This window comes from Mesorhizobium sp. B3-1-7, from assembly GCF_006439385.1.
GTDB lineage: Bacteria > Pseudomonadota > Alphaproteobacteria > Rhizobiales > Rhizobiaceae > Mesorhizobium.
This window is the reverse complement of sequence record NZ_VFTL01000021.1, coordinates 71,909-96,063: the sequence shown is the minus strand read 5'-3', so window position 1 is coordinate 96,063 and position 24,155 is coordinate 71,909. Positions and strand designations below refer to the sequence as shown.

Genomic DNA, 24,155 nt, shown 5'->3' with positions numbered 1-24,155 from the left:
ACCGATCGCGAGAGGACGCATCATGCCTGACATGCGCTTTGCGCCGCCGAACCCGCTCCGCATCGCGGACCGCGCCAGCGGCCTCAACGCCGTCAGCGTGCGCAGCTACAACGAACGCCTTGTGCTGTCGTTGCTGCTTCAGAGCAAGGATATCACCCGTCTCGAGATCGGCGAGCGGACCGGCCTGTCGGCGCAGACTGTGTCGGTCATCGTCCGATCGCTCGAGCAGGAAGGGCTGATCGCCAAGGGTGAGGCCCAGCGCGGCCGTGTCGGACCGCCGACGGTGCCGATCTCGCTCAACCCCGAGGGCGCCTATTCCGTCGGCATCAGCGTCGGCCACCGGCAGGTGGAGGTCGTGCTTGTCGACTTCGTCGGCTCGATCCGCTCCCATACGGTCCTGCCGTTCTCAGCCGCACAGGACACCAACCACCCGCAATTCATGACCGCCATCGCCAAGGCGATTGCCGATCTGCCACGGCATCTCCACTCGCGCATCGCCGGTATCGGCCTTGCCCTGCCCGGCGACGAAGCAGAACTCGAGCTAACGCCAAAAGCGGCGCGCGAGCGGTTCGACGCCCTGCAGGAGGAGGTCGAGAGGGAGATCGGTTATCCCGTCTACGTCCAGAACGACATCACCGCCGCTGCCGGTGGCGAAAGCATGTTCGGCGTGGCAAAGCATCTTTCGGACTACCTTTTCTTCTATCTCGGCGCGCGCCTGCACAGCCGCCTGGTCCTCAATCACCAGATCTACAACACCACTGCCGCGGTGAGTTTCGACGTCGGCATCCTGCGCCTGGAGCAGGAGATCCGGAAAAATGGCAATTCGCCCTCCGAGCTGTGGGAGCGGCGCGCGGACTGGCCTTCGTTCGGCGATGCCGAGATCGCGTGGCAACGCGAGCTGCTGGAGCAGATGAAGTCGTCGATAGCGGCGCTGAAGCCGTTCGTTCCCGTGGCTTCGGTCGTCCTGTCCTCTTACGCGCCGCAGGCGGTCTGCAAGGCAATCTGCCGGGAGCTGGAACAGGCTATGCCTGGTATAAGCGCCATAGCCGGCAACATCGAGCGTTCGCCCAAGGCGGTGGGAGCGGCGGGCCTGCCCTTCAGCTCGCGGTTCATGGTGGAGTGACGTTCATGGTCACCGGCGTCTCGCTGCCCATCGACGGCGGCTACACCTGCCGGTGATATCGGGCGCATAACAAACGCTGGACCACGCCACCAGCAGCGGCGGGACAGCGGCCGCTTGAGTCAGCCACGCCCCAACGAACCCAGCCGGTCAGCCTGAGATAATTTCGTAGCGAAGGATCTGGGCGTCGCCGAGGGCCGATCTGCGTCCAGGCGAGATGACGCCGGAGCCGAAGAGGAGAATATCTTCGCGGCGTACGAATACTTCATTGCCGGGCCCCATCGACACAAATGTGCCCGACGAGCTGCGCTCGACAAGCCGGACCTTGCCATTCGAAATGGTGAAGGTCGCGTGGTGCCTTGAGACCCAGGGCCGCGGGACAACGATATTGCATTCCGGAGATCGGCCGATCGTCACCAATTCGTTGTTTCGGCAGGATCGCAACTGATCTTCATAGCGGATGACCAGATTGATCTGCGGCGGCGGAGCGGAACGCCTATCGACAAAGGTGCCTCGATTGGCGACGTGCGTGCTGACGGCCCCATCGTCGCTCCTCAGCGTATAGACATCGAAGAGTTCTTGCTTTCCCTTGAATGCCATTTTGTCGAGGAGCCGCAAGGTACTGCGGCTGCCCGCGGAAAGGGCTTCGAAGAAGCTCTGGCTGATCAGGACCTCCCCGGGGTTGGCCGTGGTGGACAATCTTGCGGTCACATTGACAACGTCGCCGAACACCGCGCCCCGCGCACGAATGACCGCCCCGAAATGCAGTCCGATCCGGGCGATCAAAGGCTCTTTCGTCAGTTGGCCGCCAATCTGGCAGACGGCCCTCAGCGCCGCCTCCGGTCTCTCGAACAGGCTGAGCACGTCATCGCCCTTCGAGTAAATGAAGTCACCGCCGTGCTGGGCGACGATCTCGCGTATCGCGTCGAGGCAATCCGAGACCTGCCGCAGGGCGGCATCGTCGCCGATGCGCTCATAAAGTGTCGTGCTGCCCACGACATCAGCTAAGAGGACTGCGGCTAGAAGTCTTTCCTGATCCATCGACTCGTATCCGCCCCGAGAGCGTGGCGTGTATAACATACCAAAGGTGACCTTGACTTATCTACCTGCGCGCCCGGGCGCCGGCGCAACGGGGCAAGTGCTTTGGCGCGATTATCTCGGGCGGACAGGCATCTGCCTTCCCGCCAACGGGTTATCGGCCTCAAAAATAGCGGCGATAAAGAAGTTTCGTTTCCCTAACCCGGGCTGCCGGCCGCCGGATTGGCGATGATGGCGGCCCGGAAGCGGGCGACGAAATCGTCGAGCGCCGGGCGCTCGGCGTCCGAGATCGCCCAGTAGGAAAAGGCGTCGTCGGTCCAGTGGACCAGAAGGAAGCCGCCCGCCGAGAGATCGTCCGCCACCGGCACCGATTTGGCCTCGTTCTGCCGGGGTGCGGCCACCAGCGTGATCAGATGCTCGTGATGGCGGTAGACCAGTGCCGGCATCGGCCTGTCACCAATCACCTCGACGCGGCCGCCAAGCAGCGCGTAGCCGTCCTTGGCCATGTCGGGCGCCGGCGGCGACATGCCGATGCGCCCGTCGAGCCATGGCTTCACCGTGTGCCGGTCGGACGAGACGATGTCGACCGGCGTCGCCGCGAGCAGGCTGCGGCGATGGCCGTTGGCGACGGCCACGGCGAAGCTGTCGGCCCCGTTGTCCGCCGTCGTCAGCCATTGTGTCGCGCCGCTGGCCAGAAACGCCGTCAGCGCGATCGAGGCGGCCATCTGGCGCCAGTCGAAGGAATTGAACCAGCGCGACGCGCGTGGCCGCATCGCGATGACCTGGCCCTGCTGCTGTTGCGGCACGGAGGGCTGTGCCTCCACCCTCATATCTTCAGCCTGCGTGGCCTCCGCGACCTCGGGATCCTTCACCTCGGCGATCGCCGCGATGCGCGCCAAAAAGTCGTCACTGACGGCGGGCCGCGGCACATTGGCGAGCGCACCGCGCAGCGCCACCAGGCGCGCATGTTCGGCGGCGAGCTCCGGATCGGCGGCCATGCGCCGCTCGACCGCCAGGGCCGCCGCGGCATCGAGCTCGCCATCGACAAGGGCGTGGATCATCAGCTTCATATCCTGCGGGTCTTGCGGCAATCCATCCTCACGCGGGCGATTTTCATGCGGGCTCATGGCGCCCTCCAAGTTCCGTCATCAAGAGACCGCGGGCCCGCGCCAGCCGCGACATCACCGTGCCTTGCGGCACGCCGAGCATGGTGGCGATTTCGCGGTAGCTGAGACCGTTGATGTCGCGCAGCACCACCGTTTCGCGGAAGGCTTGCGGCAGCCTGGTGATCGCCGCTTCCACCGCCGCCGAATTCGCCTTGGCGATCAGTACCGCCTCCGGGCTGTCGGCATCATTGTCCGGCGGCGGCGAGACGTCGTCGAGATCGGCGAGGTCGCCGACGGCGACCACGCTGCGCGGGCGGTTGCGCGCCATCCATGTGTAGGAAGCGTTGCGCACGATGGTAAGCAGCCACGCGCGGGAATTTCCCCCGGCAAAGCCGGCAATGCCCGCATGCGCCTTGAGGCAGGCCTCCTGCACCACATCCTCGGCGTCGGCTTGATTGCCGGTCAGCCAGCGGGCAAGCGACAGCGCATCGCTGAGATGCGGCAGCACCACTTCGGCAAAACGCGCGGCCAGCATCTTTTCGCTCAACACCGTTCCGCCGTCGGGCGCTCCCGCCACGGGTCTGCCGCCGCCCTCAGCGGGAGGCGACGATCTGTCCCCGCTCGTGCGGGTGAAGATCGCGACCGCAGGCGATGGCGCCTGCTTCGAGGGAGGAGAAGGCATTGGTGTCACCGGAGTCAAGTGTCTCGGAAGCAAGGGGCGCCTCGGAAGAGGACGGCGCATCGCTGGCTGCAACGGGATGCTCGCCGTCATGGTCGTGGATCTCGATGGTTGCGATCGGCACGGGATCAGGGCCGGCGGCAGGGCGGTATCGCCCGGAACAGATGCGCCCAGCTCCAACGCTCCAAGCGACGACGGTGGCTGACGCCTTCGCCCTCTTCGGCCCGTGCGTATTTGTCGTCGTGCCGCTTCATGATGGTCTCCGCTGTTGCGCACAAATGGTGCATGCCCTGGAGACCGGCGGACCGGGCGGTTTATTCCCGGCCGGTCGGCTTTTTCGTTCACGCTAACGTGATCGGACGGCGTGCCCGCCTACAGCGCCAGCAGCGCAAGCCCCGCCAGCGCAGATCCCGCCAATGTCGGCAGCATGCCGAGTTTCAGCCTGAACATGGCGACCATCGCCGCCGCCGACAGCAGCGCGGCACGCCAGTCGAGCGAGGACAGGACCGGAACCTCCACGCCCCAGCCGACACTCGCTACCTTGCCGAAGACGACATGCAGCGCGAACCACAGCGCAAGGTTCATGATGACGCCGACCACCGCGGCGGTGATCGCGCCAAGCGCCGCCGCCAGCGCCTTGTTCCGTCTCAATTGCTCGATGTAGGGCGCACCGAGGAATATCCAGAAGAAGCAAGGGACGAAGGTGACCCAGAGCGTCAGCAGCGATCCGAGCGATCCAGCCAGCAGCGGGTTGGCAAAGCCGGCATGACGATAGGCGGCGGCGAAGCCGACGAATTGCAGCACCAGGATCAATGGCCCCGGCGTCGTTTCGGCAAGCCCGAGCCCATCGACCATTTGGCCGGGTGAAAGCCAGCCGAACGAGGTCACCGCTGCCTGCGCGACATAGGCAAGAACGGCATAGGCGCCGCCGAAGGTGACGACGGCCATCAGGCTGAAGAAGCCGCCGATCTGCGCCCAGACGCTCCCCGGCCCCGCCAACACGGCGATCAGCGCCGTCGGCCCCAGCCAGACCGGCAGCCAGATGGCGATGGTGCGGATGGCATGCCCTCGCTTCGGCATGGTGTGGCCGAGTTCGCCCCGCTCGAACATCAGGTCGACCGCGGCCCTGGTCTCGGCGCCGGCCGCAGTCTTGCCATGCGCCGAGGCGGAGAACAGCGCCGGCGCGAAGCGGTTGCCGGTCCAGCCGATCAGCCCGGCTGCGAGCACGATCAGCGGGAACGGCACCCGGGCGACATAGATGGCGAGGAAGGCCGCCACGGCGATCGCCACCATCGCACGGTTCTTCAGCGCCCGCTTGCCGATGCGGATCACCGCCTCGACGACGACGGCGAGCACCGCCGCCTTGATGCCGAAGAACAGCGCCTCGACGACCGGCGCATCGTTGTAGAGCATGTAGAAGCCGCTCAGGCAGAGCATCACCAACGCGCCGGGCAGCACGAACAGGATGCCGGCGACAAGGCCGCCTGCCGTCCGGTGCAGCAGCCAGCCGATATAGACGGCAAGCTGCTGCGCCTCCGGGCCCGGCAGGAGCATGCAATAGTTGAGCGCGTGCAGGAACCGCTCCTCGCCGATCCAGCGGCGCTCCTCGACCAGTTCCTTGTGCATCAGCGCGATCTGGCCGGCCGGCCCGCCGAAGGAGAGCAGGCCGATCCTGGCCCAGAGCCGCGTCGCTTCGCGGAAGCTCGGCGCGGCCGGGATCTCGGCCCGTCGCGCGGCGGCGTCCTTGGCAAGCGCGCTCATTGTGCCTTGCCTACAACCGGCCAGTTATGCGTCTCGTCGGTGGCGTCGCGGCACCAGCGGAAGAAGGCGTCGTAGAGAAGCATGCCGGCTTCGAGCTGTTCGAGGTCATCACGGAACATGCGCGACAGGCCAAGCGAAGCGGCGAGGAACCCGGCCGCCTGCGGCACGAGGTCGAGGCGCGCCGTATCGGCGGCGCGCACGATCAGCGCCAGGCGGTCGAGCGCATCGACGCGCAGTCCGAATTCCTCGACCATCGTGTCGAATGTGCAGCGATCGCCGCGATGGCTCCAGAACACGCCTTCGATATCGAAGGGAACCGCGGCGAAGCGATCCGCGACCAGAGGCACCTCAGCCGCGTCGACGAACAGGAACACCGCATCGGGATCGACGAAGCGGCGGATCAGCCAGGGGCAGGCAATGCGATCTACCTTCGGCCGGGAACGGGTGACCCATACGGTGCGGCCGTTCTGGTCGCGGGGCGGGATCGCCCCGCCTGCGACCAACGGCGCGCTGGCGGCCGCCCAGGCCTGGAAGCCGCCTTCCAACGACTCCGCCGGAATGCCTTCGTGGCGCAGCCACGCGGCGACGCCTTGCGAGAGTTTCTGCCCTCTCTGGCAGATGACCACGACCTTGCGTCTCGAAAACTCCGACGCCCAGCTTGAGACAGTTCTGAAATCGCGCCGGCATGAGGCCGGCAACAGGCGCGGATCGGCTTCATAGTCCTCGTCGGTGCGCACATCGACCAGGCAAGGCGCATCGGGCAAGCCGACGAGACGGGAAAGCTGCGGAACGGTGATTTGGGTTGTTGACGGCATGGCGTCCACCTCCAGAACACAGAGAGTTTGGACGCGATCGTTGGGCTGACGCCTCACGGGGTCGTCGCGAGGAACCCCTTGGCCAGGATGCTGGAACGCTCCCCTACGATTGTCAAGAATTCAAATTGCTAATGCATGTCGCGCAAAAGTGTGCAGCGGTTTTGCGATAACGACATGCATGAAAACAATGGCTTAAAGCGCGTCGCCTTAATCCGCTTCAGCGCGACACGCTTTTAGGGAAGATGGGAGCTCCGCCCTGTCTCCCTTAAAAGGTCGTTGCCCTTACTGCGCCGTCCAGCCGCCATCCATCGGCAGGGTCGTGCCGGTGATCTGCTTGGCCGCATCCGAGCACAGGAACAGCGTCAGCGCGGCAAGCTCTTCGACGGTGACGAATTCCTTGGTCGGCTGCGCCGCAAGCAGCACATCGTGCTTGACCTGCTCTTCGGTCATGCCGCGCGCCTTCATCGTGTCGGGGATCTGCTTTTCGACCAGCGGCGTCCAGACATAGCCTGGCGCGATCGCATTGACGGTGATGCCGTCCTGCGCGACTTCCAGCGCCACCGTCTTGGTCAGCCCCGCAATGCCGTGCTTGGCCGAGACATAGGCCGACTTGAACGGCGAGGCGACCAGCGCATGCGCCGAAGCCGTGTTGATGATGCGGCCCCATTTGCGGCTCTTCATGCCCGGAACCGCCGCCTTGATGGCATAGAAGGCGGCCAAGAGGTTGATGCGGATGATGGCTTCCCATTTGTCGTCGGGAAATTCCTCGATCGGCGCGACATGCTGGATGCCGGCATTGTTGACCAGGATGTCGAGGCTGCCGAACGCTGCCTCGGCCTCGTGGACCATGGCGGTGACGGCGGCGCCGTCCATCATGTTGGCGCCCGAATAGCGGCACTTGACGCCGAAATCCTCTTCGATGCCGGCCCGCTCCTGCTCGATCGCCGCGGCGTCGCCCAAGCCGTTGATGGTGACGTTGGCGCCCTCGGCGGCGAAGGCGCGGGCGATTGCCAGGCCGATGCCGCTGGTCGAGCCGGTGACGAGCGCATTCTTCGAAGACAGGGAACCCATGGGAGATCTCGCGACAGGAGGACAGGAGGGAAGACTATGAAGACGAACAGCCGGGAAGGCACATGATTTGTGCGCCGCAGCATCACAATGCCACACCCATATGTCGGCGCCATTACAGCTCCGCGATGGGGTTTGCCGGCTGTAAGAAGTGTCGTCTTGGCGCTGACACGGCACTGTCATGCTGCCGTGCAACATATTTGCCAGCGCATTCGCGCGGGCTCATTTCAAACCTTGTTTGGGGCACCAGCCATGGAAATCGCCGACGTCGTGAAGCGGGCCTATGCGATGCCGCTCACCAACCCGTCCTTCCCGCCAGGCCCTTATCGCTTCTTCGACCGCGAATACATCATCATCACCTACCGCACGACGCGCGAGGCGCTGGAAGCCGTCGTTCCGGCGCCGCTCGAGATCGACGAGCCGCTGGTCAAATACGAATTCATCCGCATGCCTGACTCCACCGGCTTCGGCGACTACACCGAAACCGGCCAGGTCATCCCGGTGCGCTACAAGGGCCAGTATGGCGGCTATGTGCATTCCATGTATCTCGACGACGATGCGCCGATCGCCGGAGGCCGCGAGCTGTGGGGTTTCCCGAAGAAGCTTGCCAGCCCCAAGATCGTGCATGAAGGCGAAGTGGTGGTCGGCACGCTGCATTATGGCAGCGTTCTGTGCGCCACCGGCACCATGGGCTACAAGCACCGCGAGGCCGACCACGACCAGGTGCTGGCCTCACTCGCCGCGCCCAATTTCCTCATCAAGATCATCCCGCATGTCGACGGCAGCCCGCGCATCTGCGAGCTGGTCCGCTACTACCTCACCGACATCACGCTGAAGGAAGCCTGGACGGCGCCGGCTGCGCTCGACCTTCGCCCGCATGTCATGGCCGACGTCGCCAAGCTGCCGGTGCTCGACATCGTCTCTGCCGTTCATTTCACCGCCGACCTAACGCTGGGCCTCGGCGAAGTCGTGCATGATTACCTCGCGGACCACGGCCGATCGGCTGCGGGCGCGAAGGAGCTGGAGAAAGCCGGTGCTTGAGCGCAACCGCAGCAAGGCGGCCGCCGCCACCATTCAGGAAATCACGGCGCAATATGACCGCATCGCCCTGGTCTTCCAGGGCGGCGGCGCGCTCGGCGCCTATCAGGCGGGTGTCTATCAGGCGCTTGCCGACGCCGGCTGTGAGCCGACCTGGCTTTCCGGCGTCTCGATCGGCGCCATCAACGCCTCGATCATCGCCGGCAACGAGCCCAGCCGCCGCCTGCAGCGGCTGGAGCAGTTCTGGCAGACGATCTCGGGCCGCAAGATCTGGGCCTATACGCCGGAAGGCGACATCTACCGCGACATCCGCAACCAGACCTCGTCGTGGATGACCATGACCATGGGCCAGCCCGGTTTCTTCAAGCCGCGCAGTCCCAGCCCCTGGTTCCAGCTGACGGGAGCGGAAGGCGCCACCAGCTTCTACGACACCGCCGAGCTCAAGGACACGCTGGAGAGCCTGATCGACTTCGACGTGCTGAACGACGGCAAGAAGCGCTTGAGCGTCGGCGCGGTCAATGTCAGGACCGGCAACTTCGTCTATTTCGACACCGACAAGGTGCGCATCGAGCCGGAACATATCATGGCGAGCGGCGCGCTGCCGCCGGCCTTCCCCTCGATCCGCATCGAGGGCGAATATTACTGGGATGGCGGCATCGTTTCCAACACGCCGCTGCAATATCTGCTCGACCAGGAAGAGGATCGCTCCTCGCTGGTGTTCCAGGTCGATCTGTTCAGCGCCCGCGGCGTGCTGCCCCGCGGCATGGCCGACGTCCTGTCGCGCCACAAGGACATCCTGTATTCCAGCCGCACGCGACAGAACACCGACAACTTCCAGCGCATCCATGCGCTCAAGATAAAGCTTCTCGACGCGCTGAAGCGCGTGCCGCCGGACCAGCTCAAGGACGGCGAGAAGGAACTGATGGCCGACTATTCCGATGCCGGCGTGGTCAACATCGTCCACCTGATCTACCAGCACAAAGGCTACGAAGGCCACGCCAAGGACTATGAGTTTTCCGGCACCTCGATGCGCGAGCACTGGGAGATGGGCCTGGAAGACACCGAACGCACGCTGCGTCACAAGAAATGGCTGATGCTGCCCGACAACGCCGACGGCGTCACCATCCACGACCTGCACCGCGAAGACCCGACCTAAGGGTCATGGCCGCCCGGGCCGCGTCGCGGCTCGGGGTCCTGACGCACGTCAAGAAGCCTAATGCATGTCGCGCAAAAGTGACCTCGGTTTTGCGACAACGACATGCATCAGGCAACGACCTAAAGCGCCTCGCGTGTATCCGTTTCGACGCGACGCGCTTTAGAATTTGAGATCGGCGCCTGCCCGCAGCAACAGCCAGTAGAACAACCCGGTCGCCCCACCCGCAAGCAGCATCGCCAGCAGGAAGCCGCCATGCGTATGCGTGAACGGCAGTCCTTCTGTATTCATGCCGAAAATGCCGACGATCAGCGTTCCCGGCAGGAGCAGCGCGCTCATCACCGCCAGCGCCTTCAGGCTGCGGTTCGATTCGTCCGCGAGTTCCGCCGCGACCTCTTCCTGCAGCAGCCTTGCCCGGTCGTTGACCATGACGACTTCGCGGTCGAGCCTTTTGAGGCGAGCCGCCAGCTTGCCCAATATCTCATGCGCGCCGGCCGACAATTCCCAGCCGGCACGGTTCTCGTCCAGGAACAGCGCGACCTGTGCCGCGATCGGCCGGTGCAGCGACACCCCCAGGCGACGCACCTCCTTGATCCGGCGCCGCTCGTCGGCAAGGCGCTCGGTGACGAGACGGTCCTCGACCTCGTCAAGCTGCTTCGTGGCCAGCGCCAGCCGCCCGCTCGCGCTTCCGCAGAAGGCAAGCACGATAGCGCCGAACAGCTCGAAGGCGGTCGCCGGTTGGAGCCCTTGCGAAAGCGCCTTGTTCACCTCTTCCACCGCTGCCAGCGAATGGCGCCGGCCGGTCACCAGCAACCGGTCCGTCACGGCGAAATGCAGCCTGCCGATGGTGGTCGATCTGCGTCCGATCTCGCCATGCAGGTCGGCGGCGATACCGTGCACGACGCCCTTTTCATGCGCCAGCGCCATGCTGTCCTCATGGCCTTCGAGGATCGCATGCGCCGATTGCGGCAGCGCGCAGGCATGGCTGATCCAGGAATGCGCCCGCTGGTCGATGAGATCGACATGCAGCCAAACCCAGCCGTCCGGCGCGACAAGCGCTGCTTCGATGTCCTTCGGCGCGATCGGCTGCGGCGCTTGGCCGGCGGCGCCGCGATAGGCCCAGATCAGGCCGGGCGCGTGGTGGCGGCTGTCGTCCCAGGCAAGCAGCGTCAGATGCGATGCCTCATTCATGGCCGCCACTCGATCAAATGCTCGAAAGCAAGACGGCGCCGGAACCGGCGCCGTCGATGTTGCTGGTCAGGCAAGAACCGCCGCTCAGAAAACGTGGCGCAGGATCACGAACAGCACGAAGGCCAGCGCGATCGAGCAGGGCAGCGTGAGCACCCAGGCCAGCAGGAGGTTGCGCACGGTCGACCACTGCAGGCCGGAGCCATTGGCCGCCATCGTGCCGGCGACGCCGGACGACAGCACGTGCGTCGTCGACACCGGCAGGCCGAAACGGTCGGCCATGCCGATCGTCACCATCGCGACCAGCTCGGCGGCGGCGCCCTGGCCATAGGTCAGGTGGCTCTTGCCGATCTTCTCGCCTACGGTGACGACGATGCGCTTCCAACCGACCATGGTGCCGAGGCCAAGCGCCAGCGCCACGGCGATCTTCACCCACAGCGGGATGAACTTCGTCGCGTTGTCGACCGCCTTATGGTAGTCGGTCACCGACTTCAGGTCGGCGTCCTGCATCGGCAGCAGCTTCTTCTTGTCGATCAGCTTCAGCGCTTCGCCGATCAGGTAGATGTCATTACGCGCGTTGCTGACCAGGTCGGTCGGCACGTTGTCGACGGAAGCATAGGGCTGCAGCTCGGCAGTCGTGTTGTGGATATAGGTTTGCAGCGCAACGGTCGTCTGATCGTTCCATGTCTTGCTGCGCACGGCTTCCTGCACGGCTGCCTTTGCGGCATTGGCATCGGCAACGGTGACGCCGGGCTTGGCATATTTGCCCAGCGCCGTCTCGACGCTGGCGGAGGCCGACTTGTAGGCTTGGAGATAGTTGATGTCGGGCGTGCGGTTGAGCGCATAGGCGGTCGGCACGACGCCGATCAGGATCAGCATGATCAGGCCCATGCCCTTCTGACCGTCATTGGAGCCGTGCGCGAAGCTGACGCCGGTGCAGGTGAAGATCAGCAGCGCGCGGATCCACCATGGCGGCGGCGCGTTGCCCTTCGGCGCCTCGTAGAGCGCCGGATTGCGCACCAGGAGCTTCATGGCATAGAGCAGGATGGCCGCGGCGAAGAAACCGACGATCGGCGAGACCAGCAAGGTGGTGCCGACATTGGTCGCCTGCCCCCAGTCGACGCCGCTGGTGGCGCTTCCGGCCGGGGCCATGAACTGGTTGGCGAGGCCGACGCCGATGATCGAGCCGACCATCGTGTGCGAGCTCGAGGCCGGCAGGCCGAGGAACCAGGTGCCGAGGTTCCACAGGATCGCTGCGACGAGCAGCGCGAACACCATGGCGAAGCCGGATGACGAGCCGACCTGCAGGATGAGCTCGACCGGCAGCAGCGACAGGATGCCGAAGGCCACCGCGCCGCTCGAGGTCAGCACGCCGAGGAAATTGAAGACGCCCGACCACATGACGGCGAATTCGGCCGGCAGCGACCGCGTGTAGATGACGGTGGCGACTGCGTTGGCGGTGTCGTGGAAGCCGTTGACGAACTCGAAGCCCAGCGCAATCAGAAGGGCGATGCCGAGCAGGATCCAGGGCACCGTCTTGGCGATGGCAAGATCCTGGCTGAGCGCATAGCCGACATAGATGATGCCGACGAGCACCAGCACGCCGAAAGCCGGCAGGAACCATTTGGCACCGCCCGATTGTTCTAGGGGATGATCCGGTCTCGGGATCCCCGCCTCACTGGAAACTACGTCCACCATTGTCCCACTCCATTTGCATTGCAGCAAAGAACCGGGGAGGACGCTATGTCCCTAGGATGAAGCTGGTGTGACGCTCTTAACCGTTTGGTCACCACCAAACAGTTTGGTCACTACCAAAAAGTTTGGCGACCTATCCGGCTATCTTCAGGAGGGAGGACACCAGAAGCTTGCGCTCGTCTTCGGACAGCACGTCTGAATCAAACAGATTCATGCTGCGCATCCCCTCGATGGCGAGAAAGCAGACCAGCAGCGAGCCGAGGTCGTCCGTCTCTCCCTTCAGCCGTTCGAACAGCTGGTGCTTGAAGGCCTTGATCGGCGTCAGAAAATCGGGATCTTCGGCGATCGCCGAGAACATCCAGGACGCCGAGGGTTTCGGCCGCTCGCAGTCGTCGGCCGACAACTTGATATAGGCTGAGAGCACGCTCTCCTGGCCGGCCTCGCCAGCGCGTGCTTCTAGCGCCTTCTGGAAATCGCTGAGATAGCTTTCGACCAGCCCCTGCATCAGCTTGGCCTTGGTTGGGAAGTTGTAGAGCAGGCCGCCTTTCGACACTCCGGCGCGGCTGGCGACCGCCTCGAGCGACAGGCTTCCCGGACCAGCCTCGCGCGCCACGTCGGCGGCGGCGGCAAGTATCTTTTCGCGTGAGTTGGCCCTGGGTACTCTCATCACGCCTCCCCCTACATTAGCCTAGCCGGAATTGACAAGACCGTCCAGCCGGTACAGTAAGGCGCGCCATTTGAAATCGGGACCTTTCGTCGATATGTGTCCCGGCATCGATTGATTTGCCGGTTGCCGGCTCGAGGGGACCATCCGTGAAGCGCTTTTTCATCATCGCCGGATTCTTGCTTTTGCTCGCCCTGGTGTGCGTCGGCATCGTAGGCTTCAACTTCATGCGCGATGCCGGCATCAAGCAATTCTTTGCCACCATGAAGCCGCCGGCCGCTACGGTCTCGACCGTGATCGTCAAGCCGGCCGAATGGACGCCCGGCGTCGAGGCGATCGGCACCGTCAATGCCGTGCGCGGTGTCGACCTTACCGTCGAAACGAGCGGCATCGTCAAGGACATCCTCTTCCACGCCAACCAAAAGGTCGCCGCCGACGCCGTGCTCTTGCAGCTGGACGACGCGGTCGAGAAAGCCGATCTGGTGGCGCAGAAGGCGCAGGCCGCGTCGGACCAGGCGGCGCTGACCCGCGCGATCGAATTGCAGCGGCGCGGCGTCGGCACGGATGCGACGCTTGACGCCGCGCGCGCCGCGGCGGACGCCTCGGCCGCGCAGGTCAACAAGATGCAGGCCGTGCTCGACCAGAAGCAGTTGTCCGCGCCCTTCGGCGGCACGGTCGGCATCCCGAAGATCGACGTCGGACAGTACCTGGCCCCCGGCAACTCCGTCGTGACGATCCAGGACCTCGACACGATGCGGGTCGACTTCACGGTTCCTGAGCAGCAGCTGCCGCTGCTCAAGATCGGCCAGACCGTCAAGCTCGGCGGCAGCCTCGCCGACATGACCTTCGCCGGCTCCATTCGCGGCATCGATCCCAAGATCGATCCGGCAAGCCGGCTGGTCTCGATTCGCGGCGAGGTCGCCAATCCGGAAGGCAAGCTGACGCCTGGCCAGTTCGTCCAGATCCGCGTCGAGCTGCCGCAGGAAAACAATGTCATCTCCGTGCCGCAGACGGCGGTGACAACCAGCCTCTATGGCGATTATGTCTTCGTGGTCGAGCCGGCAAAGCCAGCCGGGGCTGCCGCTGCCGCGCCGGCGAAGCCGGATGAGCAGAAGGCCGGCGCCGACAAGGCGGCCGGCGATGCCGCCAAGCCGCAGGCGGATGCCACCAAGCCGGCCGACGACGACGCGGCAAAGCCGGCGGACGCGAAGCCGGCCGACAAGGCGTCCGGCGACGCCGCCAAACCAGCCGACGCCGCCAAGCCGGCCGAGGCCGCGCAGCAGCCTGCGCTCACCATCTCGCAGGTGTTCGTGAAGCTCGGCCGCCGCAACAACGGCATGGTCGAGATCGCCGAGGGCCTCAAGGACGGCGACCAGGTTGTCACGGCCGGCCAGAACCGGCTCTTCAACGGCATGTCGGTTGCCGTCGACAACACCATCGATCCCAGCAAATCGGCGAACAAGCAGGTTCAGCAATGAGCTTCTCCGACCTCTTCATTCGCCGGCCGGTGCTCTCGACGGTGCTGGCCTGCATGATCCTGCTTCTGGGCTTCCAGGGCATCTTCGGCCTGTCGATCCGCCAGTATCCGAAGGTCGACGAGACGGCGATCACCATCACCACGGCCTATCCCGGCGCCAGCGCCGACCTGATCCAGGGCTTCATATCGGCCCCGATCGCGCGCGCCGTCGCCTCGACCGAAAACATCGACTACGTGACCTCGTCCAGCCGTCCGTCCTCGAGCACGGTCACCGTGCAGATGAAGCTCGGCTCCAACCCGGACGTCGCGCTCGCCGAGGTGTTGTCCAAGGTCCAGGGCGTGCGCGGCACCCTGCCGGACGCCTCCAAGGACCCGGTGATCGTCAAGGGCACCGGGCAGCAGTTCGCGATGATGTACATCTCGATGCAGAACCCGAATATGACGAAGGAGCAGCTCACCGAATATATCGAGCGCGTCATCCGGCCTCGCATCTCGACCGTGGAAGGTGTCGCCGACGTCCAGATCTTCGGCGCCCAGGAATATTCCATGCGCATCTGGATCGACCCGATCCGGCTCGCCGCCCGTGGCGCCACGGCCGTGGACGTGCTGACCGCGATCAACAACTCGAACTTCCTGTCGGCGCCCGGCAACACCCAGAACGAATATGTGGTCTCCTCGATCACCGTGCATTCGACCCTGCAGACGCCCGAGGCCTTCGCCCAGCTCCCGATCCGCTCGACGGATGGCCAGGTTGTGCGCCTGCGCGATGTCGCGCGAGTCGAGCTCGGCGCGGAGAACACCGACACCAGGGTGAGCTTCAACGGCAAGCCGGGAACCTTCCTGGCCATCTTCCCGACGCCCGCGGCCAACCCGCTGACGACGGCGGCGGCGCTGACCAAGCTCGTGCCGCAGATCCAGGATACGCTGCCGAAGGGCATGACGATCGAGATCGTCTACGACGCTACCGGGCAGATCAGCGCGTCGATCGAGGAAGTGTTCAAGACCATCGCCGAGGCGGTTGCCATCGTCATCGTCGTCATCCTTCTGTTCCTGGGTTCGTTCCGCTCGGTGATGATGCCGATCGTCACCATCCCGCTGTCGCTGATCGGCGTCTGCTTCATCCTGTTTGCGGTCGGCTACTCGATCAACCTTCTATCCCTGCTGGCCATGGTGCTGGCGATCGGTCTTGTCGTCGACGACGCCATCGTGGTGGTGGAGAACATCCACCGTCACATGGAGGAGGACCACATGTCGCCGATGCAGGCGGCATTCAACGGCATGCGCGAGATCGCGACCGCAATCGTGGCGATGACCATGACCCTGGCCGCCGTGTTCGCGCCGCTCGCCTTCACCGGCGGCCTTACCGGCGCGTTGTTCCGTGAATTTGCGGTGACGCTCGCCGGCTCGGTGGTCTTGTCCGGCCTTATCGCCATCACCATCACCCCGATGATGTCGGCACGTCTGCTGAAGGCCGGCCAGCACGGCCGCTTCCAGCGTATCGTCGACGGCACGTTCACACGCGTCGAACACCTCTATGAGCGGGCTGTCACCGCCTCGCTCAGGAATCGCCCGGTGACGCTGATCATCGTCGTCGCGTTGGTCGCCCTTACCGGCTTCATGTTCACCAAGACCTCGACCGAACTCGCGCCGGAAGAAGATCAGGGCTTCCTGCTCTCGATCGTGACCGCGCCGCGCTACGCGACGTCGGATTACACCGAGACCTACGTCAACCAGATCCTCGGCCTGGTGAAGGACATTCCCGAGACCAGGGCGCAGTTCTCGGCCGTTGCCTTTGGCGGCGCCACCAACAGCGCCTTTGTCGGCTTCGCCTTCAAGGACTGGGCGGAACGCAAGCGCAATTCGAAGGCGCTTCAGGCCGACATCCAGGGGCGCATCTCCAAGGTCGCCGGCGTCGAGGCCTTCGTCTTCGCGCCGCCGACGCTGCCCGGTTCCGGCGGCGGCCTGCCGATTTCCATGGTCGTGCGCTCCACCGGCGACCCCTCGGAAGTCTTCGAGCAGGCGGAGAAGATCAAGAACAAGGCGCAGGCTTCGGGCCGCTTCATCGTCGTGCAAAACTCGATGGCTTACGATGCGCCGCAGGTGACCGTCACCATCGACCGCGAGCGCGCGGCGGCGTTGAACCTGCCGATTGCCGATATCGGCAACACCCTGACGCTGCTTGTCGGCGGCGCCGAGGTGGCGCAGTTCGACCGGGATTCCAACAGCTACGACATCATCCCCCAGGTGCCGCAGGAATTCCGCGACAACCCCGAGAAGCTCGGCGAATATTTCGTCCGCAGCGTCGACGGCAAGATGGTGCCGCTGTCGGCGGTCGTGAAGATTTCGACCAACGCCTCGCCGGCGGCCATCGAGCAGTTCAACCAGCTGAACTCCTCGACGATCTCGGCCTTGCCTCTGCCCGGCGTGACCACCGGCGACGGCCTGAAGGTGCTGGAGGACCTCGCCAAGGAGACCCTGCCCGACACCTTCTTCGTCGACTATTCCGGCCAGTCGCGGCAGGAGAAGGAACAGGGCAACACCATCCTGATCGCCTTCGCGGCGGCAGTGATCGTGATCTACCTGGTGCTGGCGGCCCAGTTCGAGAGCTTCCGCGATCCGCTGATCATCATGATGGCGGTGCCGCTGTCGATCTTCGGCGCGATCGTGCCGCTCAACATCGGCCTGGGAACGCTCAACATCTACACCCAGGTCGGCCTGATCACGCTGATCGGCCTGATCACCAAGCACGGCATTCTGCTGGTGGAATTCGCCAACCAGCAGCGTGAGATTCATGGCATGCGGCGCCGCGACGCCATCATCGCTTCGGCCAAGGTGCGCCTGCGGCCGATCCTGATGACCACGGCCGCCATGGCGCTCGGCGTCGTGCCGCTGATCGTCTCCAGCGGCGCCGGTGCGGCCGCGCGCTATTCGATGGGCCTGGTCATCTTCACCGGCATCCTCGTCGGCACCATGTTCACGCTCTTCGTCGTGCCGATGTTCTACACCTTCATCGCCAGCAGGGACCTGCCGCATCTCGCCGAGAAGCCCGATCCGAAGCTGATGCCGGCGCTGCCGAGCTGAAGCGAGCCAAAAAAAGAGGCCGGAAATTCCGGCCTCTTTTTTGGCGGTCGCCCCACGGCTTCGGCGCTATCCCGAAGGCGGCAACCCGCCTGCTACTTTACCCAGCCCGTTACTTGACCCAGTCTGCTACTTGACGATCACGATGCTGGTGTTGCCGGGGCCGAAGACCTCGACGAGTTGATAGAAGTCGGCCGCCGCATCCGGATGCAGCCGCACGCAGCCATGCGAGGCAGGACGGCCGAGACGGCCGATGGCATAGGTGGCGTGAACGGCGTAGCCGCCGCTGAAGAAGACCGAATGCGGCATCGGCGCGTTGTCGTATTTCTTCGAATACCACATCTCATGCATGCGGGTCGGCTTGAACGAGCCGGTCGGCGTGATGTGCCCCCTCGCGCCGGTCGATACCTTCCAGGTGTAGGTCGGGCGGCCGTCGACCGTGACTTCCATGATCTGCTGCGACAGCGAGACCTTGGCGACGATCTGGTTGGCATGCGCGGCATTGCCGGCGCCGAAGAGCAGAGCCGCGCCGGTGAGCGCGGCGGCGGTGACATTGATGAGCTTGGCGGAAATGGCGGTGTGCATGACGATCCCTCTGTTTTTGCCGTTGTGTCCGGCTTCAATTTCGATGGACCGCCTTATCGAGAAGGCCTGTTTCAGGTCAATTTCGCTTGGTGCTCGTTTTTGTTTCGAATTTGTTTCTAGAAATTAACAAGATGTCTCCGAAGACGGGTGCTGCTAGACCTTTCCAAGGTAAGGGATAGAGGGTTGGACAATGGGCTCGGTCGAGAAACGAAAGTTCACTTCATACATATATGAAAGAAACGCAGCCCCTTTTGAAACCAATCTGCAACAAAGTGCAGCCACGGCGGCATGATCTGGATACAGGCCGGCGTCAGATTTGACGCAACGGGAACAGACATCTGCAAACGAAAATGCGCAGGAAATCGAAATGACGCTGGCGGCGATGACGTCCGGCGAGGTTTCGACGCTGCACATGGCTCTGTTCATCGCCACGGTCTGGACTTTGTCCAGCCTGCGCGTCCACCGGCTGAAGGCCCTCTGGCGGGTCGGCCTTCGGCTGATGCGGACACGCGGCCCCTCCGGCTACTTGCTGCCGAGAGGACCGAAGGCCCGCGCCGCAGCGGGGGGCTCCGTCAGCGGCGCGGGCGCTTCGGGAGTTTCCTGAAGCACCGACGATTTCGAGATTGGGGTTTGAAGATGAAGACGAAATTTGCCGCTTCTGTGCTTTCCGCGCTGCTCTACGCGCAGGGCCTGCTCGGCTTCGCCGCGCTGGCGACGGTGTTGCTCAAGGAGCGCGCCAAGGCGGAGATAACCGCCAGCGCCGACCTTCCATCCGGCCCCTCTGTCATCGTGGTGCGCTGAGCGCCGGGCGTCGGACCCGGAATGACCACCGCTTGGGAAAGCCGATGCTCAAACGCCTCGCCGATCGGAACTTACTCGTTGCGCGGGACCGGCGGATCGAAACGATAGCCGGCGCCCCTGATGGTGGTGATGGTCTCGGTGTCGAGCTTGCGGCGCAGCCGCACGATGCGCGAGTCGATCGAACGGTCGAATGCGTCGGCATTCTCGGCCGGCGCCGCGGCAATGATGTCGTCGCGCGTCAGCACCTTGCGCGGGCTCGCCAGGAACAGCCTGAGCAGCGCCACCTGCCCCGGCGAAAGCTGATCCTCCGAGCCCGAGCGATGCATCACCATGGCCGACCGCAGATCGACGGTGGCGTTTTCCAGCACGATCAGTTCGCCGGCGGCCCTGCCGCGTCTGGTCAGCAGGCCGCCGATACGCGCGGCAAGCTCGCGCACGTTGAGCGGGCTTTCGATGACGTCGGCAGCACCGAGTTCGAGCGCCAGCACCTTGTCGACGAGGTCGCCTGGCCGGCAGATCAGGATGAAATCGGGACCGCCCTCGCCGCCACCGCCTTGGCCGCTGTAACGTTTGAGCAGTTCGCGGCTCTCGGCCTGGGTGACACCGTCGCCGACCACTACGACATCGATGCCGCCGGCCGAAAGCAGCGTCTCCGCTTCCCAGGGCTGGCGCGCCTGGCGCACGTCGTGCCCACGCCGGTCGAGATGATCGGCGAGATCTTTAGCCACCACCTCGGCGACGGACACAAGCGCGATGACGGATCGTGCGGCCATTTTCTTCACCCCGCCACAGACAACTCGAGATGAGTGCTGGACATCATGTTTATACCCAATCTACTTTCCGCTGAAAGCGGGAGCGAGCGCGTCGTGAAGGTACGCATCATCGTCGTCGAGGACGAACCGGATCTGAGGGAGGCTGTGGCCGAATATCTCGGCGCCAGCGGCTATGACGTCGTCACGGCCGAAAATGCGGCCGTGGCGCGCGCGCTGTTCGAGGCGCAATCCTTCCACCTCGCCATCCTCGACATCGCCATGCCTGGCGAGGACGGGCTGTCGCTCGGCCGCTGGCTGCGCTCGAAAACGCAGATCGGCATCATCTACGCCACGGCCGCCGGCACCGCGCTCGACCGCATCGTCGGGCTGGAGCTCGGCGCCGACGATTACATCGTCAAGCCATACGAATTGCGCGAGGTGCTGGCGCGGGTGCGCAGCGTGCTGCGCCGCGTGCCGCTGCCCGCCGAGCCGCAGGCGGCGAAGGCCGAAACCGGCAATCGCCGCTTGATGAATTTCGGCGGCTTCCAGGCCGATTTCGACGGCCGTCTGGTCATCGGCGCCAATGGCGCGGTCATCGAGATGGCCAAAAGCGAGTTCGACGTGCTCGAGGTTTTTCTCACCCGCGCCAACCGGCTTCTGACGCGAGCGGCGATTTCGGAAGCCATCGGCTTCGTGGAGGATCCGGAATCCTCGCGCGCGGTCGACATCCGCATCATGCGGTTGCGAAAGAAGATCGAGGCCGATCCCGCCAATCCGAAATTCCTGCGCACGGTGCGCGGCGAAGGCTATATCTTCTCGCTGCCGAGCGGCGACAGCAATTGAACCAGCCCAATGCATGTTGCCCAAAAGTGCGCAGCGGTTTTGGGAACGACATGCATCAAAATACAGACTTGAATCGCGGCGCTCGAATCCGTTTCGACGCGACGCGCTTCAAGCGGGCTCCGAGAGACGGCCGACCATGACTGCTGATACAGCACGCGCCGATACGCATGGCTCGCGCCCGGGCGGCGCCGCGATGGCGGCCGTCCATGTCGTGCGCCGCCTGCGCGAGGCAGGCGACTGGCAGCGCGAGATGGACGACATACTGCGAACAATGTGCCGCAAGATGGATTGCCAGCGCGGCATTCTCTTCCGCCTGCGTGAATTGCCGGGCGAAGGCTTCGCCCAGTCCGTCGCCGCTTATTGGATCGACCCTGACTTCGGCGGCGAGCTGGCGTCGCCCTCGGTGATCATGCAGTCGATCATCAACTCGGACTCGCTGCTGGAGCAGTTGCAGGAGGATGAGCGGCAAGGCAAGATTTTCTCCGGCCACACACGCGACCTCGACGGTTTCCTGCGGACCGATTTCGAGAAGCAGAACATCAAGTCGTTCCTGTCCGTCTCCGTGTTCGCGCATGGCCACCTGTGGGGCACGCTGGCCGTCAACGACTGCGTCGCCGAGCGCGAATGGACGGACGAGGAAGAAGCGACGCTGCACATCATCGCCCTGGCGATCGGCGACGCCATCGAGCGCTCGCCGTCCGAGGCGCATGCCAGCGAAGTGATTCGCCGCACCATGCTGCAGGCCTCGCTCGACGCCATCATCGTCATCGACGAGGCCGGTTCGATCATCGAGTTCAATCCGGCCGCCGAGAAGATGTTCGGCTTCCAGCGCAGCGCCATCCTTGGCAAGGACCTGCTCGATACCATCGTTCCGATATACTATCGCAAGGGCTATGCCTCGGGCGCCGAATACATGGCCGGGCGCGGCGCGCCGATGGTCGGCCAACGGCTGGAGACCGTCACCCAGAACGCCGCCGGCGAGATCTTCCCGATCGAGCTTACGGCGACCGAGATGCGCGTTGCCGACCGCCGCCTGATCTTCGGCTCGATCCGCGATCTGCGCGAAAAGCTGCAGGCCGAGGAAGAGATCAACCGCCAGCGCGAGAAGCTGCACCAGAACGAGAAGATGGCGGCGATGGGCTCACTGCTTGCCGGCGTCTCGCATGAGCTCAACAACCCGCTGGCGGTGGTTGTGGCGCAGTCGACGCTGCTGCACGAATTCGCCAGCGATCCGCAGACCAAGGTCCGCGCCGAAAAAGTCCGCGCCGCCGCCGAGCGCTGCGGCCGCATCGTCAAGAGCTTCCTGTCGATGGTGCGCCTGCATCCGACCGAGCAGGCCGAGACCGATCTCAACCAGGTGATGCGCTCGGCGCTCGAGGTCACCGCCTATGGCGCGCGCTCCAGCGGCATCGTCATCGACACCGATTTCGCCAGCGGGCCACTGCTTGCCATGGCCGACGCCGATCACATCACGCAGGTGGCGGCGAATTTCCTTATCAACAGCCAGCACGCGCTGGTCGGCGTCACCGGCGAGCGGACCATCAAGGTGCGGACGTTTCGCAACGAGCACGGCAACCCGGGCTTTTCCGTCGAGGACAACGGCCCCGGCATTCCCGAGGCGATCCGCGCGCGCATCTTCGAATCCTATTTCACCACCAAGCCGGTCGGCGTCGGCACCGGCATCGGCCTGTCCATCTCGAAGTCGATCGTCGAGCGCCACCACGGCAACATCTGGTTCGAGGAGGTCGAGCCGCACGGCGCGCGCTTCGTCGTGCAATTGCCGGCGATCGCCGGTGAGGCGGCAAAGGCCGGCGAGAGTGCCGTACGCTCGAGCGGACTGCGCCATGCCTTGATCATCGACGACGAGCCCGACGTCGCCGGTTCGCTTTCAGATATATTGGAGCTGATGGGCCTGAAGTCACGCGTCGTGGCAAGCTGGACGTCCGCCGCCGACGTGCTGAACGGCCATATGCCGCCCGACATCGTCTTTTCCGACCTGCGCATGCCGGGCACCAGCGGCATGGCGATCTATCGCGAACTGTTGGTCGAGAAGCCGGTGCTGGCGAAGCGCTTTGTGCTGGTGACCGGCGATCTGATCGGCGCCAAGGCCGAGATCGAAGCCTTGCCGCCGCAGCAGCGGCCGCAAATCCTGGAGAAGCCTTTCTCGACGCTCGACGTCCGCAGCATCCTCTCAACCGTCGCCGACGAGGTCGCCGCGGCAGCCGACAATGGCGCCCACATTTGAACCGGCCGGTCTGAGGCAAGAACAAGATCGCAAAAGATGTGGCCGAGTGCTGCCCTCGCGCCGCCACAGGGTCTGTTGAGATTCAGGTCAGACCGAGCCGAAAAAAGAGGCTCCCTACCGACGGTGCGGCGGGAGCCTGACTGGAGCGCAGGAGGGTGCGCTCAGGGGAGGTCTTAAAAAACGTTCGGCGTGTTGGTGAGCGGCGCGGCGTTGGCGATCATGCGCACCGCGCGTTCCCTGTGCTGGCCGGACTGCTCGGCGATGGCGCGCAGGCAGTCGACGCTCTCGGCGCCCCAATTCTGGCCCTTGCAGGCAAAGTCGATCGAAGGTTCCGGCAGGCGGGCGGTCTTGAGCGTGGTCTGGGCGCCCTCGATGACATTGACCGGCGGATTGATCGAGGCGAAAGCCGGACCTGAGGCAGGTGCCGCCAGCATGGCGACAAGGGCGCAGGCGCCGATCAGCATGAACATCGCCATCGGATGGTCGCTGGCGCGCTGGCGCAGGGCAAGCTTCGGCCGGCGGTCATTGCGTTCCGGCACATCAAGGCGGCGATTGGCGTCCGTGGCGCGAGCTTTCGCAAACATCGTTGTTCCCTTCGTTATCTTTCTTTTTGCTATGAAACGAACATAATCGCACCAGGTAACGGTCGGATGATCAGCGGTGGCCGCCTGTGTAACAGGATTGAAACAGGCGCCGGACGCGCCGGCATTCCCAATCCGCGGCAACCGTTCGACGGCCATCGAAGCTGGTCGGCGCAGATATGCGCCTGTCGCGCGGGGCCGACTGTAAGCAGCCTCACACAGCAATGCCTGAATCGAGCGCGCCGCCGCTGTCTGCCGCACGCCCGTGCCCCGTCGAAACAGGCCTTCTCCGAGACGGGTATCCGCCTTCTGAATTGCCGTTCCGCTTCCTCGATTAACACCCGGATTTTCCGGTATTTTTCCGGCTCAGGCGAGGCCAGACTTGCCGCCATGGAATTTCCACATTTCCGCAAGCCATTGCATTTCAATGAAAAATATGTTTATATTGAATGAGTATTCAACAAAAAG

The 24,155-nt window shown here is 64.4% G+C and carries 24 protein-coding genes; 10 read left to right on the top strand and 14 right to left on the bottom strand.

Translation table 11 applies throughout. From position 1 onward, the window contains the following. Positions 1 to 22: 22 nt before the first annotated feature. Positions 23 to 1,123 (top strand): ROK family transcriptional regulator, encoded by a 1,101-nt coding sequence (locus tag FJ417_RS18580; RefSeq protein ID WP_226892105.1) that lies wholly within the window; start codon positions 23 to 25, stop codon positions 1,121 to 1,123. A 147-nt stretch (positions 1,124 to 1,270) separates the two neighbouring features. On the opposite strand, the gene FJ417_RS18575 is transcribed toward FJ417_RS18580, so the two are convergent. The 8 genes from FJ417_RS18575 to FJ417_RS18545 all read right to left on the bottom strand — a co-directional run bounded on the left by FJ417_RS18575 (position 1,271) and on the right by FJ417_RS18545 (position 7,590). Continuing rightward, complete coding sequence (locus tag FJ417_RS18575) at positions 1,271 to 2,161, bottom strand: adenylate/guanylate cyclase domain-containing protein (protein ID WP_181183254.1); 891 nt, start codon at positions 2,159 to 2,161, stop codon at positions 1,271 to 1,273. Between the two features lie 194 nt (positions 2,162 to 2,355). Then, positions 2,356 to 3,285, bottom strand: a complete 930-nt coding sequence (locus tag FJ417_RS18570) for an anti-sigma factor (protein WP_140784469.1) — start codon at positions 3,283 to 3,285, stop codon at positions 2,356 to 2,358. Then, positions 3,272 to 3,799, bottom strand: a complete 528-nt coding sequence (locus FJ417_RS18565; protein ID WP_140784507.1) for a sigma-70 family RNA polymerase sigma factor — start codon at positions 3,797 to 3,799, stop codon at positions 3,272 to 3,274. Before FJ417_RS18565 ends, FJ417_RS18570 begins: the two co-directional genes overlap by 14 nt. Before the next feature lie 58 nt (positions 3,800 to 3,857). Then, the gene (locus FJ417_RS18560; protein ID WP_140657924.1) at positions 3,858 to 4,067 is read right to left on the bottom strand and encodes a hypothetical protein; all 210 of its coding nucleotides are present in this window, start codon (positions 4,065 to 4,067) and stop codon (positions 3,858 to 3,860) included. A 4-nt stretch (positions 4,068 to 4,071) separates the two neighbouring features. Then, on the bottom strand, positions 4,072 to 4,197 hold the full coding sequence (locus tag FJ417_RS33805; protein ID WP_281405925.1) for a hypothetical protein: 126 nt from the start codon (positions 4,195 to 4,197) through the stop codon (positions 4,072 to 4,074). Positions 4,198 to 4,315: 118 nt separating this feature from the next. Beyond that, a complete protein-coding gene (gene chrA / locus FJ417_RS18555; protein ID WP_140784468.1) occupies positions 4,316 to 5,704 on the bottom strand; it encodes a chromate transporter in 1,389 nt (462 codons plus the stop codon). Further along, positions 5,701 to 6,519: a sulfurtransferase/chromate resistance protein gene (locus FJ417_RS18550; RefSeq protein ID WP_140784467.1), complete on the bottom strand. Its 819-nt coding sequence runs from the start codon at positions 6,517 to 6,519 to the stop codon at positions 5,701 to 5,703. The genes chrA and FJ417_RS18550 overlap by 4 nt, the downstream gene beginning before the upstream one ends. Before the next feature lie 282 nt (positions 6,520 to 6,801). Then, on the bottom strand, positions 6,802 to 7,590 hold the full coding sequence (locus FJ417_RS18545) for a 3-hydroxybutyrate dehydrogenase (protein WP_140647434.1): 789 nt from the start codon (positions 7,588 to 7,590) through the stop codon (positions 6,802 to 6,804). Between the two features lie 249 nt (positions 7,591 to 7,839). On the opposite strand from FJ417_RS18545, the gene FJ417_RS18540 reads away from it, so the two are divergent. Continuing rightward, on the top strand, positions 7,840 to 8,628 hold the full coding sequence (locus tag FJ417_RS18540; RefSeq protein ID WP_140657932.1) for an acetoacetate decarboxylase: 789 nt from the start codon (positions 7,840 to 7,842) through the stop codon (positions 8,626 to 8,628). Beyond that, positions 8,621 to 9,781 carry a patatin-like phospholipase family protein gene (locus FJ417_RS18535; RefSeq protein ID WP_140784466.1) on the top strand — a complete coding sequence of 387 codons (1,161 nt, stop codon included), beginning with the start codon at positions 8,621 to 8,623 and terminating at the stop codon, positions 9,779 to 9,781. Before FJ417_RS18540 ends, FJ417_RS18535 begins: the two co-directional genes overlap by 8 nt. Before the next feature lie 159 nt (positions 9,782 to 9,940). Here the strand turns inward: FJ417_RS18535 and FJ417_RS18530 are convergent, their stop codons facing one another. The 3 genes from FJ417_RS18530 to FJ417_RS18520 form a co-directional block, all read right to left on the bottom strand. Further along, complete coding sequence (locus tag FJ417_RS18530; RefSeq protein WP_140784465.1) at positions 9,941 to 10,969, bottom strand: CorA family divalent cation transporter; 1,029 nt, start codon at positions 10,967 to 10,969, stop codon at positions 9,941 to 9,943. Between the two features lie 84 nt (positions 10,970 to 11,053). Beyond that, positions 11,054 to 12,664 carry an inorganic phosphate transporter gene (locus tag FJ417_RS18525; protein WP_140657936.1) on the bottom strand — a complete coding sequence of 537 codons (1,611 nt, stop codon included), beginning with the start codon at positions 12,662 to 12,664 and terminating at the stop codon, positions 11,054 to 11,056. A 130-nt stretch (positions 12,665 to 12,794) separates the two neighbouring features. Beyond that, entirely contained in the window at positions 12,795 to 13,328 is a 534-nt protein-coding gene (locus FJ417_RS18520) for a TetR family transcriptional regulator (RefSeq protein ID WP_140784464.1), read from the bottom strand. 146 nt (positions 13,329 to 13,474) lie between these two features. Between FJ417_RS18520 and FJ417_RS18515 the strand changes: the two genes are divergently transcribed. Together FJ417_RS18515 and FJ417_RS18510 are read left to right on the top strand one after the other, a co-directional pair. Further along, positions 13,475 to 14,803: an efflux RND transporter periplasmic adaptor subunit gene (locus FJ417_RS18515; protein WP_246687491.1), complete on the top strand. Its 1,329-nt coding sequence runs from the start codon at positions 13,475 to 13,477 to the stop codon at positions 14,801 to 14,803. Further along, complete coding sequence (locus FJ417_RS18510; protein WP_140647440.1) at positions 14,800 to 17,883, top strand: efflux RND transporter permease subunit; 3,084 nt, start codon at positions 14,800 to 14,802, stop codon at positions 17,881 to 17,883. The genes FJ417_RS18515 and FJ417_RS18510 overlap by 4 nt, the downstream gene beginning before the upstream one ends. Positions 17,884 to 18,009: 126 nt before the next feature. On the opposite strand, the gene FJ417_RS18505 is transcribed toward FJ417_RS18510, so the two are convergent. Next, positions 18,010 to 18,465: a L,D-transpeptidase gene (locus FJ417_RS18505; protein WP_140704779.1), complete on the bottom strand. Its 456-nt coding sequence runs from the start codon at positions 18,463 to 18,465 to the stop codon at positions 18,010 to 18,012. A gap of 367 nt (positions 18,466 to 18,832) precedes the next feature. Here FJ417_RS18505 and FJ417_RS18500 point away from each other — a divergent pair, with 367 nt between their 5' ends. Together FJ417_RS18500 and FJ417_RS18495 are read left to right on the top strand one after the other, a co-directional pair. After that, entirely contained in the window at positions 18,833 to 19,069 is a 237-nt protein-coding gene (locus tag FJ417_RS18500; RefSeq protein WP_140784463.1) for a hypothetical protein, read from the top strand. A 32-nt stretch (positions 19,070 to 19,101) separates the two neighbouring features. Next, positions 19,102 to 19,266 (top strand): hypothetical protein, encoded by a 165-nt coding sequence (locus tag FJ417_RS18495; RefSeq protein WP_140647442.1) that lies wholly within the window; start codon positions 19,102 to 19,104, stop codon positions 19,264 to 19,266. A gap of 71 nt (positions 19,267 to 19,337) precedes the next feature. Here the strand turns inward: FJ417_RS18495 and FJ417_RS18490 are convergent, their stop codons facing one another. Then, positions 19,338 to 20,039, bottom strand: coding sequence for a response regulator transcription factor (locus FJ417_RS18490; RefSeq protein WP_140647443.1), 702 nt, complete (start codon positions 20,037 to 20,039; stop codon positions 19,338 to 19,340). 93 nt (positions 20,040 to 20,132) lie between these two features. On the opposite strand from FJ417_RS18490, the gene FJ417_RS18485 reads away from it, so the two are divergent. Together FJ417_RS18485 and FJ417_RS18480 are read left to right on the top strand one after the other, a co-directional pair. Next, positions 20,133 to 20,861, top strand: coding sequence for a response regulator transcription factor (locus tag FJ417_RS18485; protein ID WP_246677353.1), 729 nt, complete (start codon positions 20,133 to 20,135; stop codon positions 20,859 to 20,861). A 136-nt stretch (positions 20,862 to 20,997) separates the two neighbouring features. Continuing rightward, a complete protein-coding gene (locus FJ417_RS18480; protein WP_246683235.1) occupies positions 20,998 to 23,106 on the top strand; it encodes an ATP-binding protein in 2,109 nt (702 codons plus the stop codon). A 173-nt stretch (positions 23,107 to 23,279) separates the two neighbouring features. Here FJ417_RS18480 and FJ417_RS18475 read toward each other — a convergent pair whose 3' ends face one another. Further along, positions 23,280 to 23,690 carry a hypothetical protein gene (locus tag FJ417_RS18475; RefSeq protein ID WP_140704778.1) on the bottom strand — a complete coding sequence of 137 codons (411 nt, stop codon included), beginning with the start codon at positions 23,688 to 23,690 and terminating at the stop codon, positions 23,280 to 23,282. A gap of 66 nt (positions 23,691 to 23,756) precedes the next feature. Between FJ417_RS18475 and FJ417_RS18470 the strand changes: the two genes are divergently transcribed. Next, positions 23,757 to 24,140, top strand: coding sequence for a hypothetical protein (locus FJ417_RS18470; RefSeq protein WP_140784462.1), 384 nt, complete (start codon positions 23,757 to 23,759; stop codon positions 24,138 to 24,140). Positions 24,141 to 24,155: the final 15 nt, after the last annotated feature.

What these genes read in the sequence shown, in the direction of transcription:
- FJ417_RS18580 (WP_226892105.1), top strand. Translation starts at nt 23, where the DNA reads ATGCCTGACATGCGCTTTGCGCCGCCGAACCCGCTCCGCATCGCGGAC.
- FJ417_RS18575 (WP_181183254.1), bottom strand. Translation starts at nt 2,161, where the DNA reads ATGGATCAGGAAAGACTTCTAGCCGCAGTCCTCTTAGCTGATGTCGTG.
- FJ417_RS18570 (WP_140784469.1), bottom strand. Translation starts at nt 3,285, where the DNA reads ATGAGCCCGCATGAAAATCGCCCGCGTGAGGATGGATTGCCGCAAGAC.
- FJ417_RS18565 (WP_140784507.1), bottom strand. Translation starts at nt 3,799, where the DNA reads ATGCTGGCCGCGCGTTTTGCCGAAGTGGTGCTGCCGCATCTCAGCGAT.
- FJ417_RS33805 (WP_281405925.1), bottom strand. Translation starts at nt 4,197, where the DNA reads ATGAAGCGGCACGACGACAAATACGCACGGGCCGAAGAGGGCGAAGGC.
- chrA (WP_140784468.1), bottom strand. Translation starts at nt 5,704, where the DNA reads ATGAGCGCGCTTGCCAAGGACGCCGCCGCGCGACGGGCCGAGATCCCG.
- FJ417_RS18550 (WP_140784467.1), bottom strand. Translation starts at nt 6,519, where the DNA reads ATGCCGTCAACAACCCAAATCACCGTTCCGCAGCTTTCCCGTCTCGTC.
- FJ417_RS18545 (WP_140647434.1), bottom strand. Translation starts at nt 7,590, where the DNA reads ATGGGTTCCCTGTCTTCGAAGAATGCGCTCGTCACCGGCTCGACCAGC.
- FJ417_RS18540 (WP_140657932.1), top strand. Translation starts at nt 7,840, where the DNA reads ATGGAAATCGCCGACGTCGTGAAGCGGGCCTATGCGATGCCGCTCACC.
- FJ417_RS18530 (WP_140784465.1), bottom strand. Translation starts at nt 10,969, where the DNA reads ATGAATGAGGCATCGCATCTGACGCTGCTTGCCTGGGACGACAGCCGC.
- FJ417_RS18525 (WP_140657936.1), bottom strand. Translation starts at nt 12,664, where the DNA reads ATGGTGGACGTAGTTTCCAGTGAGGCGGGGATCCCGAGACCGGATCAT.
- FJ417_RS18520 (WP_140784464.1), bottom strand. Translation starts at nt 13,328, where the DNA reads ATGAGAGTACCCAGGGCCAACTCACGCGAAAAGATACTTGCCGCCGCC.
- FJ417_RS18510 (WP_140647440.1), top strand. Translation starts at nt 14,800, where the DNA reads ATGAGCTTCTCCGACCTCTTCATTCGCCGGCCGGTGCTCTCGACGGTG.
- FJ417_RS18505 (WP_140704779.1), bottom strand. Translation starts at nt 18,465, where the DNA reads ATGCACACCGCCATTTCCGCCAAGCTCATCAATGTCACCGCCGCCGCG.
- FJ417_RS18500 (WP_140784463.1), top strand. Translation starts at nt 18,833, where the DNA reads ATGACGCTGGCGGCGATGACGTCCGGCGAGGTTTCGACGCTGCACATG.
- FJ417_RS18495 (WP_140647442.1), top strand. Translation starts at nt 19,102, where the DNA reads ATGAAGACGAAATTTGCCGCTTCTGTGCTTTCCGCGCTGCTCTACGCG.
- FJ417_RS18490 (WP_140647443.1), bottom strand. Translation starts at nt 20,039, where the DNA reads ATGGCCGCACGATCCGTCATCGCGCTTGTGTCCGTCGCCGAGGTGGTG.
- FJ417_RS18480 (WP_246683235.1), top strand. Translation starts at nt 20,998, where the DNA reads ATGACTGCTGATACAGCACGCGCCGATACGCATGGCTCGCGCCCGGGC.
- FJ417_RS18475 (WP_140704778.1), bottom strand. Translation starts at nt 23,690, where the DNA reads ATGTTTGCGAAAGCTCGCGCCACGGACGCCAATCGCCGCCTTGATGTG.
- FJ417_RS18470 (WP_140784462.1), top strand. Translation starts at nt 23,757, where the DNA reads ATGATCAGCGGTGGCCGCCTGTGTAACAGGATTGAAACAGGCGCCGGA.